14 protein-coding genes are annotated in these 14,509 nt (G+C 74.2%); 5 read left to right on the top strand and 9 right to left on the bottom strand.

The genetic code is table 11. The annotated features are described in order from the left end of the window. Window positions 1-58: 58 nt before the first annotated feature. The 8 genes from paaE to OG556_RS27035 all read right to left on the bottom strand — a co-directional run bounded on the left by paaE (window position 59) and on the right by OG556_RS27035 (window position 8,580). The gene (gene paaE / locus OG556_RS27070) at window positions 59-1,249 is read right to left on the bottom strand and encodes a 1,2-phenylacetyl-CoA epoxidase subunit PaaE (RefSeq protein WP_371520416.1); all 1,191 of its coding nucleotides are present in this window, start codon (window positions 1,247-1,249) and stop codon (window positions 59-61) included. After that, complete coding sequence (gene paaD / locus OG556_RS27065) at window positions 1,250-1,804, bottom strand: 1,2-phenylacetyl-CoA epoxidase subunit PaaD (protein WP_371520413.1); 555 nt, start codon at window positions 1,802-1,804, stop codon at window positions 1,250-1,252. Further along, complete coding sequence (gene paaC, locus OG556_RS27060; RefSeq protein ID WP_371520410.1) at window positions 1,798-2,715, bottom strand: 1,2-phenylacetyl-CoA epoxidase subunit PaaC; 918 nt, start codon at window positions 2,713-2,715, stop codon at window positions 1,798-1,800. The genes paaD and paaC overlap by 7 nt, the downstream gene beginning before the upstream one ends. Window positions 2,716-2,728: 13 nt before the next feature. Next, a complete protein-coding gene (gene paaB / locus OG556_RS27055) occupies window positions 2,729-3,022 on the bottom strand; it encodes a 1,2-phenylacetyl-CoA epoxidase subunit PaaB (RefSeq protein ID WP_030056311.1) in 294 nt (97 codons plus the stop codon). Beyond that, entirely contained in the window at window positions 3,019-4,083 is a 1,065-nt protein-coding gene (paaA, locus tag OG556_RS27050; protein ID WP_371520407.1) for a 1,2-phenylacetyl-CoA epoxidase subunit PaaA, read from the bottom strand. Before paaA ends, paaB begins: the two co-directional genes overlap by 4 nt. 318 nt (window positions 4,084-4,401) lie before the next feature. Continuing rightward, window positions 4,402-5,814 carry a M20/M25/M40 family metallo-hydrolase gene (locus OG556_RS27045; protein ID WP_371520404.1) on the bottom strand — a complete coding sequence of 471 codons (1,413 nt, stop codon included), beginning with the start codon at window positions 5,812-5,814 and terminating at the stop codon, window positions 4,402-4,404. Between the two features lie 724 nt (window positions 5,815-6,538). Beyond that, a complete protein-coding gene (locus OG556_RS27040) occupies window positions 6,539-7,198 on the bottom strand; it encodes a response regulator (RefSeq protein ID WP_371520401.1) in 660 nt (219 codons plus the stop codon). Next, complete coding sequence (locus tag OG556_RS27035; protein WP_371520398.1) at window positions 7,195-8,580, bottom strand: sensor histidine kinase; 1,386 nt, start codon at window positions 8,578-8,580, stop codon at window positions 7,195-7,197. Before OG556_RS27035 ends, OG556_RS27040 begins: the two co-directional genes overlap by 4 nt. A gap of 257 nt (window positions 8,581-8,837) precedes the next feature. Here OG556_RS27035 and OG556_RS27030 point away from each other — a divergent pair, with 257 nt between their 5' ends. From OG556_RS27030 to OG556_RS27015, 4 genes are all read left to right on the top strand, one after another. Continuing rightward, the gene (locus OG556_RS27030; protein ID WP_371520395.1) at window positions 8,838-9,671 is read left to right on the top strand and encodes a class I SAM-dependent methyltransferase; all 834 of its coding nucleotides are present in this window, start codon (window positions 8,838-8,840) and stop codon (window positions 9,669-9,671) included. 132 nt (window positions 9,672-9,803) lie between these two features. Next, window positions 9,804-10,817 (top strand): aldo/keto reductase, encoded by a 1,014-nt coding sequence (locus OG556_RS27025; RefSeq protein WP_371520392.1) that lies wholly within the window; start codon window positions 9,804-9,806, stop codon window positions 10,815-10,817. A gap of 75 nt (window positions 10,818-10,892) precedes the next feature. Beyond that, window positions 10,893-11,480, top strand: coding sequence for a TetR family transcriptional regulator (locus OG556_RS27020; protein ID WP_371520390.1), 588 nt, complete (start codon window positions 10,893-10,895; stop codon window positions 11,478-11,480). Window positions 11,481-11,618: 138 nt separating this feature from the next. After that, entirely contained in the window at window positions 11,619-12,539 is a 921-nt protein-coding gene (locus OG556_RS27015; RefSeq protein WP_371520387.1) for an ADP-ribosylglycohydrolase family protein, read from the top strand. A gap of 120 nt (window positions 12,540-12,659) precedes the next feature. On the opposite strand, the gene OG556_RS27010 is transcribed toward OG556_RS27015, so the two are convergent. After that, window positions 12,660-12,926: a GlsB/YeaQ/YmgE family stress response membrane protein gene (locus tag OG556_RS27010; RefSeq protein ID WP_350875097.1), complete on the bottom strand. Its 267-nt coding sequence runs from the start codon at window positions 12,924-12,926 to the stop codon at window positions 12,660-12,662. A 178-nt stretch (window positions 12,927-13,104) separates the two neighbouring features. Between OG556_RS27010 and OG556_RS27005 the strand changes: the two genes are divergently transcribed. After that, window positions 13,105-14,349: a glycosyltransferase gene (locus OG556_RS27005; RefSeq protein WP_371520384.1), complete on the top strand. Its 1,245-nt coding sequence runs from the start codon at window positions 13,105-13,107 to the stop codon at window positions 14,347-14,349. Window positions 14,350-14,509 lie beyond the last annotated feature (160 nt).

Raw genomic sequence — 14,509 nt, 5'->3', positions numbered from 1 at the left:
CCCGCCCCGGCCGTGGTCCGAAGCAGCCAGGAGGGGGAAGGACGGGGCGGCCGGCCGCTCAGCGGTCGTAGTCGACCGTCACCCGGTCGGTGACCGGGCGGGCCTGGCAGGTGAGGACGTAGCCGGCCGCCAGCTCCTTCTCCTCCAGCGCGAAGTTGCGGCGCATCTCGACCTCGCCCTCGGTGACCAGCGCACGGCAGGTGCCGCACACCCCGCCCTTGCAGGCGAACGGCAGGTCGGGGCGGGAGCGCTGGGCGCCGTCCAGGATCGAGCGGTCGCACGGCAGGGAGAGCGTGCTGCCGCGCCCGTCCAGGACGACGGTGACCTCGCTGTGCGGGCCGTCGGCCGCTCCCGCCGCGCCGTCCCGGTCCTCCGGTCGCTCGGACACCGGCTCGTCCTCGGCGTGGAACAGCTCCTGGTGCACGCGCTCGCCCGGCACGCCCAGCCCGGCGAGCAGTTCCTTCGCCCCGGCGACCATCCCGAACGGGCCGCACAGCCACCAGTGCCCGACGCCCCCGACGTCCACCAGCGCCGCCAGCAGCGCCCGCACCCGCTCCGGGTCCAGCCGACCGCTGAGCAGTTCGGCGTCACGGGTCTCCCGGGACAGCACGTGGACCAGCTGGAAGCGGCCGAGGTAGCGGTCCTTCAGGTCGGCCAGCTCGTCCGCGAACATCACGGTGTCGCTGCGCCGGTTGCCGTACAGCAGGGTGACGGTGGAGCTGCGGTCGGCGGCCAGGACGGACGCGGCGATCGACAGCATCGGAGTGATGCCGGAACCGGCCGCGAGCAGCACGTGCTCGGCCGGAACGCCGAGGTCGGGGGTGAACAGGCCCGACGGCGTCAGCACGTCCACCTCCTCGCCCGGCCCCGCGTCCCGCACCAGCCACCGGGAGAACAGCCCGCCGGGCACCTCCCGGACGGCGATCCGCAGCGGCCCGCCGGCGGGGGCGCAGATCGAGTACGAGCGGCGCTCGTCGACGCCGTCCACCACCTTGCGCAGCGTCAGCGTCTGCCCCGGCCGGAAGGCGAAGTCCGCCGCGAGCCCGTCCAGCACCGCGAAGGTCACCGCCACGGCGTCGTCGCAGAGCCGCTCGACCCGCTCGATCCGCAGCCGGTGGAAGGTCGGGCGGCGGGCGGGGCGCACCGTGGACACCGCGGACTCAACGGGAGTGTCGGCGTCAGCGTGCGCGGCGGCGTCGGCCCGGGAGGCGGCGTCGGCCGGGGAGGCTGCGTGCGAAGCGGCGGGCATTCAGATCTCCTTGACGCGTTCGAACGGCTCCCGGCAGGCGCGGCAGCGCCAGAGCGCCTTGCAGGCGGTGGAACCGAAGCGGGACAGCTCCTCCGTGTCCGCGCCGCCGCAGCGCGGGCAGGGCACGGGAGCGGCTGCGGAAGCGGCGGCGACGGTGGGAGCGGCGGTGCGGGTGGGACCGAGCGCGAGCGCGACCGGGCCGGCCACGCCGACGGCGGAGGTCGGACGCGGCGGGGCGATGCCCGCCGCGGCGAGTTTGCGGCGGCCCTCGGCGGTGATCAGATCGGTCGACCACGGCGGATCCAACCGCAGCCGGACCCGGACGTCCCGGTACCCGGCCGCGCGCAGCCGGCGGTCCACGTCGGCGGCCATCTCGGCCACGGCGGGGCAGCCCGAGTAGGTCGGGGTCAGCCAGGCCGTCACCGCGCCGTCGTCCACCGCCACCTCGGCCAGCACGCCCAGGTCGGCCAGGGTCAGCATGGGCAGCTCCGGGTCCGGCACGGCCGCCGCGACCTCCCAGGCCGTCCCGTGCTCCGTCAGCGCCGCGCTCACCACGTCGCCCCCGGGTGCGCGCGGGCCAGCACCTGGAATTCGGCGAGCAGCGGGCCGAGCGCCTCGGTGTGCACGCCGTCCCGGCCGGCCCGGCCGAGCACGGTGGCCAGCGGCTGCACGTCCGGCACGGTCAGCCCGGCCTCGGCGAGGACGGCGCCGAGCGAGCGCAGCACCGGTTCGCGCAGCGCCGCCGGATCGGCGCCCGTCCGCAGCTCCACCGGGTGGGCCGTGAACAGTTCCTCCAGCAGCGGCCAGAGCGCGTCCAGCCCGGCCTGCATCCGCGCCGAGGAGTACGGCGTGCCGTCACCGAGCCGAAGCGTCCAGGCGGTGGCGTACTCGCGGTGGTACGCCAGCTCCTTGACCCCCCGGGCGGCGACCGCCGCCAGCACCGGGTCCGGGTGCGCGCTCAGCGCCTCGTACAGGGCGCAGCGCGCGGTGGCGAACAGCAGCAGCCGGGCGATCGCGTGGGCGAAGTCGCCGTTCGGGGCCTCGACCAGCCGGACGTTGCGGAACTCGTGGTCCTCCCGCCAGTACGCCAGGTCGTCCTCGGTGCGGCCGGAGCCGTCCGCCTGGCCGGCCCGGGTGAGCAGCAGCCGGGCCTGGCCGAGCAGGTCGAGGCCCAGGTTGGCGAGCGCGACCTCCTCCTCCAGCTCGGGCGCCCGGGTGCACCACTCGATCAGGCGCTGGGAGAGGATCAGGGCGTCGTCGCCGAGCATCAGGCAGTAGGCGGCGAGGTCCGCGCCGTCCAGCCCGGCGGGCACGGCGGTGTCCACGCCGAGCAGCGGGTCGGCGAAGCCCGTCCCGTACGCCCAGCGGCCCTCGCCCTCGGGGCCGGGAGTGGCTTCGGCGAGGCCGAGGTAGACGTGGTCATCGGCCTCGACGTCGGCGCCGGCGTGCGTGCTGTGGTCCTGCATGGCGGGTCCCCCGTCAGATGTGCGGGACATCCTCGGGGATGTCGTAGAAGGTCGGGTGGCGGTAGACCTTGTCCCCGCTGGGCTCGAAGAACGGGTCGCGCTCGTCCGGGGTGGAGGCGGTGATCGCGTCCGAGCGGACCACCCAGAGGCTGACGCCCTCGTTGCGGCGGGTGTAGAGGTCGCGGGCGGCGAGCAGGGCCATCCGGTCGTCGGCCGCGTGCAGCGAACCGACGTGGACGTGGTTCAGCCCGCGTCGGGGGCGCACGAACACCTCGTACAGCGGCCAGCCGGCCTTGGACTCGGTCACTTTCCGTTCTCCTGTTCCGTGGGCTCGCCCGTAGGCCCGGGCTGCCCGGCTTCGACGGGCGGTTCGGATCCGGTGGGGTGCCCGGGTTCGGCGGACTGCTCGGCGGACTGTTCGGCACGGCGCTTGGCCGCGTAGGCGACGGCCGCCTCACGGACCCAGGCGCCGTCCTCGTGCGCCGTCCGGCGGCGTTCGACCCGCTGGGCGTTGCACGGGCCCTGGCCGTGGATGACCCTGGTCAGCTCGGACCAGTCCGGCTCACCGAAGTCCCAGCCTCCGCGTTCCTCGTTCCGGCGCAGCTCGGGATCCGGGAGCGTGACGCCCAGGTGCTCGGCCTGCGGGACGGTCATGTCGACGAAGCGCTGGCGCAGCTCGTCGTTGGTGTGCCGCTTGATCCGCCAGGCCATCGAGCGGGCGGTGTTCGGCGAATCGGCGTCCGGGGGACCGAACATCATCAGGGACGGCCACCACCAGCGGTCGACCGCGTCCTGGACCATCCGGCGCTGGGCGTCGGTGCCGCGCATCAGTGTCATCAGCAGCTCGTAGCCCTGACGCTGGTGGAACGACTCCTCCTTGCAGATCCGCACCATCGCGCGGGCGTACGGGCCGTAGCTGCAGCGGCACAGCGGGACCTGGTTGCAGATCGCGGCGCCGTCGACCAGCCAGCCGATCACGCCGACGTCGGCGAAGGTGAGGGTCGGGTAGTTGAAGATCGAGGAGTACTTCTGCCGGCCGGAGATCAGCTTCTCGGTCAGCTCGGCGCGGTCAACACCCAGGGTCTCGGCGGCGGCGTAGAGGTAGAGGCCGTGGCCGGCCTCGTCCTGGGCCTTGGCGAGCAGGATCGCCTTGCGGCGCAGCGAGGGGGCGCGGGTGAGCCAGTTGCCCTCGGGCTGCATGCCGATGATCTCGGAGTGGGCGTGCTGGGCGATCTGGCGGACCAACGTGGCCCGGTAGGCGTCGGGCATCCAGTCCCTGGGCTCGATCCGCTGCTCGGCGGCGACGACCGCCTCGAACCGGTCCTCCTGCGCCTGCGCGGGGACCGGCTCGGCCACCTCTGCTGTCACCACGATCACCTCTCGTGTCCCGCGCCGGCGCCCACGGCGCCAACCGACTGACCGTTCGGTCGGTACCATTCTGTGCGGCGAGATGGAGGGATGGCAAGGGATGCGGGTGGGGGGCGGGGTTTCGGGGGCGAGCGCCGGGGGCGGGCGGGCGACTGCGGGCAGGCGACAGACAGATAACAGCTAACAGATTTCATTATCTGTTAGCTGTTATCTGTCAGCTGTTACTTGTCATCCGTCTTCTGTTCTCTGCTCCCTGTCCTCTGCTCTCCGCTCTCTGCATCTCTGTACGCCGGCAGCCCCCGGCTGTCGGCGGCCTGCTCAACCCTCCGTACGGTCGCGCAGCCTCGGCAGCGGTACGGCGAGGAGCGCGGCCAGCAGGGCGATCCGGGGTGCCAGCTGGTCGAGCCGGATGTGCTCGTGCCGGGCATGAGCGCCGGCACCGACCGCGCCGAAGCCATCCAGCGTCGGCAACCCGCGCGAGCCCGGCAGATTGGTGTCCCCCGCGCCGCCCGCCGGACCGCCGTCCAGCTGCTGCCCGAGCACCGCGGCAAGTGAACGAACGTGCCGCAGCAGCGGGTTGCCGGTGCGCTCGGGCCACGCCGGACGACTGGACAGCACCTCGGTCCGGACCCTGGCCCCCGGGCGCAGCGCGGTGAGCCGAGCCAGGTTGTCGAGCGTACGGCGCTGCGCCTCGACGGTGGAGAACCGCAGGCCGAGCTCGGCCTCGGCCCGGCCCGCGACCACGTTGGCCCGCGAACCCCCGCTGATCCGACCGGCGTTGAGCTCCGTCCCCGGCTGTCCCGCGAGGCCGCGGACGACGACGAGCTGGTCGACGAGTTCGTCGACCGCCGACACCCCGTCCTGGGCGTCGTTGCCCGCGTGGGCCTCACGCCCGGTGACGGTGAGCCGGACCCGGGTGCTGCCGCGCCGGGCCGTCTTCAACCGGCCGTCGGGGTGCGGAGGTTCGAGCCCGAGGACCGCGGCCGCGCCGCGCAACTGGCGCTCGACCAGGCGCCGTCCGTCCGGACTGCCGACCTCCTCGTCGGAGACGACGACCAGCCGGACGGCGCGGTGCGGCCGCTGCCCGAGGTCGGCGAGCAGGGCGAACGCGCCTTCCAGGATGGCGAGTCCGCCCTTCATGTCGACGACGCCGGGGCCGCTGAGCAGGCCGTCCTGCTCGGTGACCGGCCAGTCGGCGAGGGTGCCGACCGGCCAGACGGTGTCGTGGTGGCCGACGATCAACAGGTGCGGCAGGGTCTCGTCCTGCCCCTCCCACTCCAGGACCAGGTGGTCGCCCGCCGGCCCGGGCTCGCGTCGCGCGGTGGCGCCGGTGGCACTGAATCCGGCGCTCAACTCCTCGGCGAGAGCGTCGAGTCTGGGCACGTCTCCGCTGGGCGACTCGATCCGGGCCAGGTCCGTGCACCGGCGCCGGACGGCCCCGGCCAGCGTACGGGCGCGAGTACTGAGGGCCTGCGGCAGGCCGGGGAGTGCGGCGGTCGCGGCAGCGGCGGCCGAGGCTGTGACGGTGACCGTGGCCTTGGCCTTGGCCTTGGCATGAGCGCTAGTGGTAGCAGTGGCAGTAGCGGTAGCGGTGAGGGCCTCACCGCCGGCAGCGGCCGGGAGGTCGACGGGGGCGCGGTCCGAGGCAGGGGCGGGCGCGGGGGCGGAGTCACCGTCGGGGGCGGCGGCGGCACTCGGCGCGGCGGGCGACCCGACGATCTGGGGACTCAACGTTCGCCTCCGCGGCCGCTGCCGGTATTCAGCGGCCGGACCGGCCGACCACCCCAACCCGGCTGCCAGGCCCGGCCGGACCGTGCCGATCGACCGGGATGGTGCCCGGCCCTTCGGAACGGACCGTCTGGCCCAAGTGCGGTGGAACGGCTGGGCGGCGTGCTTGGCATTGCGTCCTCCTCGCTCGATCCGGTGGCCCCGGTCCGCCCGGGGCCCCGTGGACGGCGGCTTCCTGACGGCGGGCGCAACGGGCCGGACCGCCGCAGGGAAGCCGAGATGTGAGCCTAGAAGAACCGTTCGGCTTCCTGCGAGGTGGCCCTGCTCCCAGCGTGCCGGGACCGGGCCCTCAGCCTCGGACACCCGTCGGAGAACAGCGGCGGGCGCGCGGCGCGCGGGCCTGGATCGGCGCGCGGGCGCGGTCGCCGGATCGCGCCCATCTCCACCATGGACCCGCCGCCCGGGTTCGGCAGCGCAAACCGCCAAGGCGCGGGATTTCCACGCCGGATGGGTGACAACGGCTCAGCGCGCGGTACGAATCGGGAGCACGTGACCGGCTCAGGGGGAGCCCGGTCCGACGCCCCGGGAACACTCGCGTGAACACCGGACGACATGACGCCCCACCCATCACCGTGCGCACCACCGGGCGTCGGGCATCGGCAGGACCAGCAACCACACGAGCCTCGATGGCACCCCACCACAGCGCCCCGCACCGCCCGGTGCCGGCTCAGGCACCGTCCCCGACCAGCCCGGCATCGCGCGCGAGCAGCGCGGCCTGGACCCGGTTGCCGACGCCCAACCCGGTCAGGATCCGGCTGACGTGCGCCTTCACGGTGCTCTCGCGCATCCCGAGGACGCCCGCGATCTCCGCGTTGGAGAGCCCGTCGGCGAGTTCGCGCAGCACGTCGGTCTCGCGCGGGGTCAGCCCGGCGACCCGGTTGCGGGCGGCGACCGACCGGGGCGCACCGGTGCGGTGGTAGCGGTCGATCAGTCGCCGCGCGGCCGCCGGGTGCAGCATCCCCTGGCCGCCGGCGACGACGTGGACGGCCCGGGCGATCTCGGCGGGCGGGGTGTCCTTGAGCAGGAAGCCGTCGGCCCCGGCGGCGAGCGCCTGGTACACGTACTCGTCGAGGTCGAAGGTGGTGAGCGCGATCACGCGCGGGGCGTCGGGCAGTTCGCGCAGGCGCCTGGTGGCGGCGATGCCGTCGAGCCGGGGCATCCTGATGTCCATGAGCGCCACGTCGATCCGCTGGCTGCGGGCGAGTTCGACGGCCTGCAGTCCGTCGGTGGCCTCGGCGACCACGGTGAGGGCCGGGTCCTGGGCGAGCAGGTCGACGAGGCCGAGCCGCACCAGCGCGTCGTCGTCGACCACCATCGTGCGGATCATTCGGCGTCCTTCGGCTGCGGGGTCGGGGAGGGGGCAAGGGCCGGGGAAGGCCCGGATCCGGGGTCGCGTCCCGGTCCTGGGTCCGCTCCCGGGAAGGGCCCAGGACCGGGTCCTGGCAGGGACCCTGGCACGGACCCCGGCACGGTCTGCGGCGGGCGCTCCGGTGCGGGCAGGCGGGCCGCGAGCCGGAAGCCGCCACCGCCGTCCGGTCCCGCGTCGAGGTGGCCGCCGAGCGCGTCGACCCGTTCGGTGAGCCCCACCAGACCGTACCCGCCGCCGGTGCCCGGCCCGTTCGGCGACACCTCCCCCGGACCGTTGCGGACCTCGACGGTGGTGGCCGGGGCGCCGTAGCGGACCCGGACGGTGACGGGCGCGGCGTGCGCGTACTTGCGGGCGTTGGTCAGCGCCTCCTGGACCAGGCGGTGCACGGCCAGCCGGTGGGTGGTGGGGACGGTCTCCGGGTCGCCGGAGAGGGCCAGTTCGACCTGTTGCCCGGCCGACGTGGCCTCACCGACGAGTTCGGTGAGGTCGCGCAGCGCGGGCGCCGGGACGGGAATCGGGCCTGGCGCCTGGATGCGCGCCGGGACGCGCGCCGCCCGGGGTGGTGCGGCCGGCACCTCCTCGGCGGCCGGTGCTGTCGGCGGGTCGGCCCGCAGGGCGCCGAGGACGTCGCGCAGGTCGTCGAGCGAGTGGGCGGCGGTGGTGCGCAGCAGTTCGAGGCGGTGGGTGAGCCGGTCCGGGTCGGCGGCGACGGTGCCGGCGAGGGCCTGGTCGCGCAGCACCCCGGCGTGCAGCACCAGCAGGCTGAGACGGTGGGCGAGCACGTCGTGCATCTCCCGGGCGATCCGGGCCCGTTCGGCGGCCCGGGCCCGTTCGGCGCGCAACTCGCGCTCCCGGCGCAGCACGTCCACCTGCTCGTGCAGGGTGCGGATCAGCACCCGGCGGCCGTGCAGCCACAGGCCGAAGGACAAGGTCGCCGCCTGGACGAGGAGTTGGGATCCGGTGGTGCCCGCCCAGCCGACCAGCGAATCGGCTCGGGTCGCGCTCACCACCGCGATGAGGGCGCCGCCGGCCGCCGCCGGGCCGGTCCGGCCGAGGGAGGCGAGGTAGTAGACGCTGAACAGCCCGGGAAAGGCGCGGTTGAACAGGCCGCCGGTGAGCACCGGCAGGACGGCGGAGGCCATCGGGTAGCGGCGGGCGAACAGCAGGGAGAGCGGGGCGAGGACGGCCGCGACGGTCCGGGGCAGCCGTAACGGCTCGTCGGCGTGGACCCACTGGGAGAGGCCCTCCTCGACGGTGAGCGCGAGGATGCCTAGCAGCAGCAGGGTTTCGCTCCACAGCCGGCGGTCCGGGCCGTACCAGCCCAACAGGCCTGTGCGCATCGGGCCGCTCCCGTCCTCTGGCATCGGGCTCCCTCCGCGCTCGCTCCGTCCGCCCGTCGTCCGTCGCCTGTCTGTCTGCCTGTCCGCTGGTTCGTCCGTCCGTCCGTCCGTCCGTCCGTCCGTCCGGCTCGATGCTACGGGCGGGCGACGGGCGGGTGCCCCCTTCTCCCGGGTACCCGCACCCTCGACTTTCGTCGGGGGTACGCGTCGCTCGTCGGCCGATTCGGGGTGCGGCGGGGCTGCCTAGCGTCGACGGCATGACCTCCGAACAGCTCCGCCCGCGCCCCGACTTCCTCGCCCCGCAGCGCAGTTCACGGTCCACCGAGGAGCACCTGCTGTTCCTCGCCGAGGCCCTGCGCACCTTCCACGACACCGGAGCGCTGGCCCCGAGCGGCGAGGACCTGGTGAACGCCCTGGTGGTTCCGGCCACCAGCCGCCCGAATCGGCCGATCTCGGTGCTGGAAGTCGGCGCCGGGACGGGCGTGGTGACCCGTCGGCTGGCCCAAGTACTGCTCCCGGGCGACCGGCTGCACGTCGTCGAGGCGAACCCGCGCTTCGCCGACCGGCTGCGCGAGGACCCGGTGCTGGCCGCACGACGCCCGGGCGTCGCCCTGCGGCTGTCGGCCTGCCGGGTGGAGGAACTGCCCCAGCACCAGACGAACGGGACAGGCGAGACGGACGAGCGGTACGACGTGATCGTGTCGGGCCTGCCGTTCACCAACTTCGAGCCGGCCCAGGTACGCCACCTCCTCGACCTCTACCTGCGGCTGCTTCTGCCCGGGGGCGAGCTGACGTACTTCGGCTACCTCGGCACGACGACGGCCCGCACCCTGTCCTCGGGGCCCCGGCAGAGCGCCCGCCACCGGGCAGTGGTGCGACTGCTACGGCGGTTCGAGGCGGCGTACGGGTTGGGCGAGCGCACGGTGTGGCGCAACCTGCCGCCGGCCCGCGCCTATCTGCTGCGGTCACCGGGCGGGCGGGAGGACTGGGGTCCGGCCTCGCCGCCGGAGCCCCCGGCCGGCGAGGCCACGACCGACGTGGCACTCACGTACGAGAACTGCGGCCGGGCGGCCGATCGGGTCGGCGGGTGACAGATAACAGGTGACAGCTTTCAGATAACAGATAACAGACGACAGCGAACAGATTTTGAAATCTGTTCGCTGTCGTGCCATAGTGGATCCCGGGTCACCCCACCCATCGCCGCACCCACCCCTGGAGTCCCCGTGGCCACGACCTCCCGCCCCACCCAGCGCACCCTCGGCACCTCCGGACCGGTCACCTCCGCCCTCGGCCTCGGCTGCATGGGCATGTCCGACATGTACGGCCCGGCCGACGAGGCCGAGAGCATCGCCACCATCCACGCCGCGATCGACGCCGGGGTCACCCTGCTCGACACCGGCGACTTCTACGGCATGGGCCACAACGAGCTGCTGATCCACGAGGCCCTGCGCGGCCGCGCCCGCGAGAGCGTGCAGATCAGCGTGAAGTTCGGCGCCCAGCGCGGCCCGGACGGCCAGTGGCTCGGCTACGACGCGAGCCCCGCCGCCACCAAGACTGCCCTCGCCTACACGCTGCGCCGCCTGCGCACCGACCACATCGACGTCTACCGCCCCGCCCGCCTGGACCCGAGCATCCCGGTCGAGGAGACCGTCGGCGCCATCGCGGACCTGGTGAAGGCCGGCTACGTCCGTCACATCGGCCTGTCGGAGGTCGGCGCCGACACCCTGCGCCGGGCCGCCGCCGTCCACCCGATCAGCGACCTGCAGATCGAGTACTCGCTGATCTCCCGCTCGATCGAGGACTCCATCCTCCCCACCGCCCGCGAGCTCGGCATCGGCGTCACCGCCTACGGCGTGCTCTCGCGCGGCCTGCTCAGCGGCCACTGGGACCAGGGCCGCGCCCTGGCCGGCACCGACTTCCGCGGCCACAGCCCGCGCTTCCAGGGCGACAACCTGGCCCACAACCTCGCGCTCGTCGAGGCGCTGCGCGCGGTGGCCTCCGCGAAGGAGGCGAGCGTCGCCCAGGTCGCCATCGCCTGGGTCGCCTCGCGCGGGGAGGACGTCGTTCCGCTGGTCGGCGCCCGCCGCCGCGACCGCCTCACCGAGGCGCTGGGCGCGCTGGACGTCACGCTCACCGCGGCCGACCTCGCGGCCATCGAGGCGGCCGTCCCCGCCGGCTCCGCAGCGGGCGACCGCTACGCTGCCGCCCAGATGGCACACCTGGACAGCGAGCACTGACCCACCCGAACCGGCCCGACGGCCGGGGACGGCAGCACCACCCTCGACCGCACGACCCTAAGGACGGACCTCCCCGTGACCACGGACACCACACTCACCGCCGAGCAGATCCTGATCGCGGCGGAGGACGTCCTCCGGCGGTTCGGCCCGGCCAAGGCCACCGTCGTGGACGTCGCCCGGATCCTCGGCGTCAGCCACAGCAGCGTCTACCGCCACTTCCCGAGCAAGGCCGCGCTGCGCGAGGCGGTCACCCAGCGCTGGCTCGACCAGGCGCACAACCAGCTCGCCTTCATCTCGACCGAGGCCGGCTCTGCCGTCGAGCGGCTGCACCGCTGGCTGGTGACGCTGTTCGCAGCCAAGCGGAAGAAGGCGCTGGACGACCCGGAGCTGTTCGCCACCTACATGGTGCTGGTCGAGGAGAACAGCGGCATCGTCGAGGCGCACATCGACACCCTGGTCACCCAGATCGCCCAGATCGTCCAGGACGGCATGGAGAGCAAGGAGTTCAAGCTCGCCCACATCCTCTCCACGGCCCGCGCCGTCTTCGACGCCACCGGCCCCTTCCACGACCCGGCGTACGCGTCCTCGTGGTCCGAGCCGACCATCGAGGACCGTTTCGAGGCCCTCTGGAAGCTCATCCTCGGCGGCCTGCTCGCCAAGTGACGCACCTCCGACACCCCAGGCTCCCCTGACCCGGGCACCGACGGCCGGGCCCGCCGGCATCGGATCGAAACCCGGTCGCCCGCAGGCCCGGTCGTCCGGCAGACTGCCGCGCACAGTTGATCTCACCTGGAGGATGACATGTGTGCGGCCCGTCCGGCCCTGGACAGTCTGCAAGGGCTGGCCCTCGGCGACGCCTTCGGCGACCGCTGGTTCTCGGCCCCGGTCGACGAGGCGCCCGCCGCGCTGGCCACCCGCCAACTCCGCCCGGCGCCCTGGCACTGGACCGACGACACCGCGATGGCGCTGGTCCTCGTCCGCCACCTGGCCTCCTGGGGCGAGGTCCGGCAGGATGCGCTGGCCGGCGAGTTCGCCGAGGAGTACGCCCGCGAGTACGGGCGCAAGTACGGCCCGTCGATGCACCGGGTGCTGCGTGAGATCGGCGCCGGCGGGGACTGGCACGCCATCACCTCGCGCCAGTTCGAGGGTCAGGGCTCGTACGGGAACGGCGCCGCGATGCGGGTCGCCCCACTGGGCGCCTGGTTCGCGGACGACCTGGACGCCGTCGCCCGGCAGGCCGAACTCCAGGCTCTCACCACGCACTTTCACCCGGAGGCGGTCGCGGGCGCGGTGGCGGTCGCCCTCGCCACGGCACTCGCGGTCCGCAGCCGGGGCCAAACCCCGCCCGGCCGTGCCGAGTTGCTGACGGAGGTGGCCGGGCGCATGCCGGACGGCGAAGTGCGCTCCGGCCTGCGGATCGCCGCCCGGCTGCCCGGACACACGAGCGTCCGGCAGGCCGCCAACGTGCTCGGCTCCGGGTTCATGATCTCCGCCCCGGACACCGTCCCGTTCGCCCTCTGGTCCGCCGCCGGGCACTTGGGCTCACTGCCCGAGGCGATCTGGCACACCCTGGAGGGCTGGGGCGACATGGACACCACCTGCGCGATCGCCGCCGGGGTGGTCGCCGCCCGCACCGGCCTCGCCGAGGTGCCGGCCGCCTGGCTGACCGCCCGCGAGGACCTGCCGGAGTGGGTCTCGGAGGCGTCGGCGCCCACGCGCTGAGCCGAGCCGGCCGACCGGCCCGTGGGCCTGGTCGGGTGGCTCGGCTCGGCTGCTCGACGCCGGGTCGGCGCTCCGGCCCGGCGTCGGCGTTTCGGCGCAGCTCGGTTCCCGGCGACCGGGCTAGCGTCGGGAGCTGCCGAACACCAGCCGGTAGATGATCAGCAGCACCAGGGCCCCGCCGATCGCCGACACCCAGGTCGCCATGTCGAAGAAGTGCGCCGTCACCGACCTGTGCAGGAAGTGCGAGGCGATCCAACCGCCGACGAAGGAGCCGGCGATACCGATCAGGGTTGTCACGATCAGGCCGCCCGGGTCCTTTCCCGGCAGCAGCAGCTTGGCCAGCGCACCCGCCAGCAGGCCAAGCACGATCCACGCGACGATGCTCATCTGTCCCTCCCGTCCACGGCGCGGCGGCCCCGTTCCGCCGCTCTGCCAGGAAGGACGCCGCCCGCCACCGCCCGGTTCCGGCGCTGCGGGAGTACCGGCCCGAACCGGCCACCCCGGACCGGGCCGCTCCGGGCGAGGCACCCTCCCGGCGGGGCGCCCGAGCCGGGATACTGCGGCCATGCGCATCCTGATCGCCACCGCCGGATCCCGGGGCGACGTGGCCCCGTTCACCGGGCTCGGCGCCCGCCTCCAGGCGGCCGGACATCAGGTGGCCGTCGCAACCCACGCCACCTTCGCCGCTTCGGTGCGGGCCGCAGGGCTGGAGTTCCGCCCGCTGCCGGTCGACCCGCGCGCCGAACTCGCCTCCGCCGAGGGGCGGCGCCTGCTCCAGGCCGGCACCGGACCGCGCGCCGTCCTACAACTGATGCAGCTGGGGCGGAAGTTCATGCCGGAGCTCGCCGACGGCATCGCCGACGCCACGGCACTCGGCACCGACCTGCTGCTCACCACCAGCACCACCAGCCCGCTCGGCCAGGTCGCCGCCGAGGCCGCGGGCATTCCCAGCATCGGCCTACACCTCCAACCTCTCTCCCCCACCAGGGAGTTCGCGCCAGCTGTCACCGGCGCCCGCTCACTCGGCCGCCCGGGCAACCTGCTCGCGGGGCACGCCGTCCAGGTCGCGACCGACCAGCTCTTCGCCCCCGCCGTACGCGGGCTGCGCCGCCGCCTGGGCCTGCCGCCGCTCGGCGCCGCCCGCGCCAGGCGCAAGTACCCCGTCCTGCACGGGTTCTCGCCCGCGGTGGTCCCGCGGCCCGCCGACTGGCACCCGGGACTGGACGTGGCCGGTTACTGGTGGCCGGTACGGGATCCGGGCTGGCACCCCCCGGCCCGGCTGCTCGACTTCCTCGCCGCCGGACCGCCGCCGGTCTTCGTCGGCTTCGGCAGCCTGGTCGTCCCCGACCCCGGCCGGCTCACCGCGACGGTGGTCGCCGCGATCCGCGCCGCCCGGGTCCGGGCCGTCCTGCAGTCGGGCTGGAGCGACCTCGGCGCCGGCGAGGCGGAGGACGTCCTGACCATCGGCGACGCCCCGCACGACTGGCTGTTCCCCCGCATGGCCGCCGTGATCCACCACGCCGGCGCCGGCACGACCGCCGCCACCCTGCGCTGCGGCACGCCCGCCGTCCCGGTACCGGCGCAGCTCGATGCCCCGTTCTGGTCCGACCGGCTCACCCGCCTCGGCGTCTCCCCCGGACCGGTACCGTTGCGCGCCCTCACCGCCGCACGCCTCGCCGCCGCCATCCGCCAGGCCCTCGACGACCCCCGCTACCGCGACCAGGCCCGGGCGGTGGCCGCCACGCTCGCGGCCGAGGACGGTGCGGCGAAGGTACTGGCGGCCGTCGACCGGGCAGCGGCTGGCGGATGACAGCGGGCAAACGGCCGTGAACAAGTGACAGCGAACAGCAAACAGATAACAGATAACAGATTTCGAAATCTGTTATCTGTTTGCTGTCATCCGTTCGCTGTCACTTGCCAGCCGCCCGCCACCGACCACCAGGACGCCCCCGGCCGGCAGCGCCGTCACC

The sequence above is a fragment of the Kitasatospora sp. NBC_01300 genome, from assembly GCF_041435235.1.
Taxonomy (GTDB): domain Bacteria; phylum Actinomycetota; class Actinomycetes; order Streptomycetales; family Streptomycetaceae; genus Kitasatospora.
Note: the sequence above shows the minus strand (reverse complement) of the source record. Positions and strands in the feature narration are given on the sequence as shown.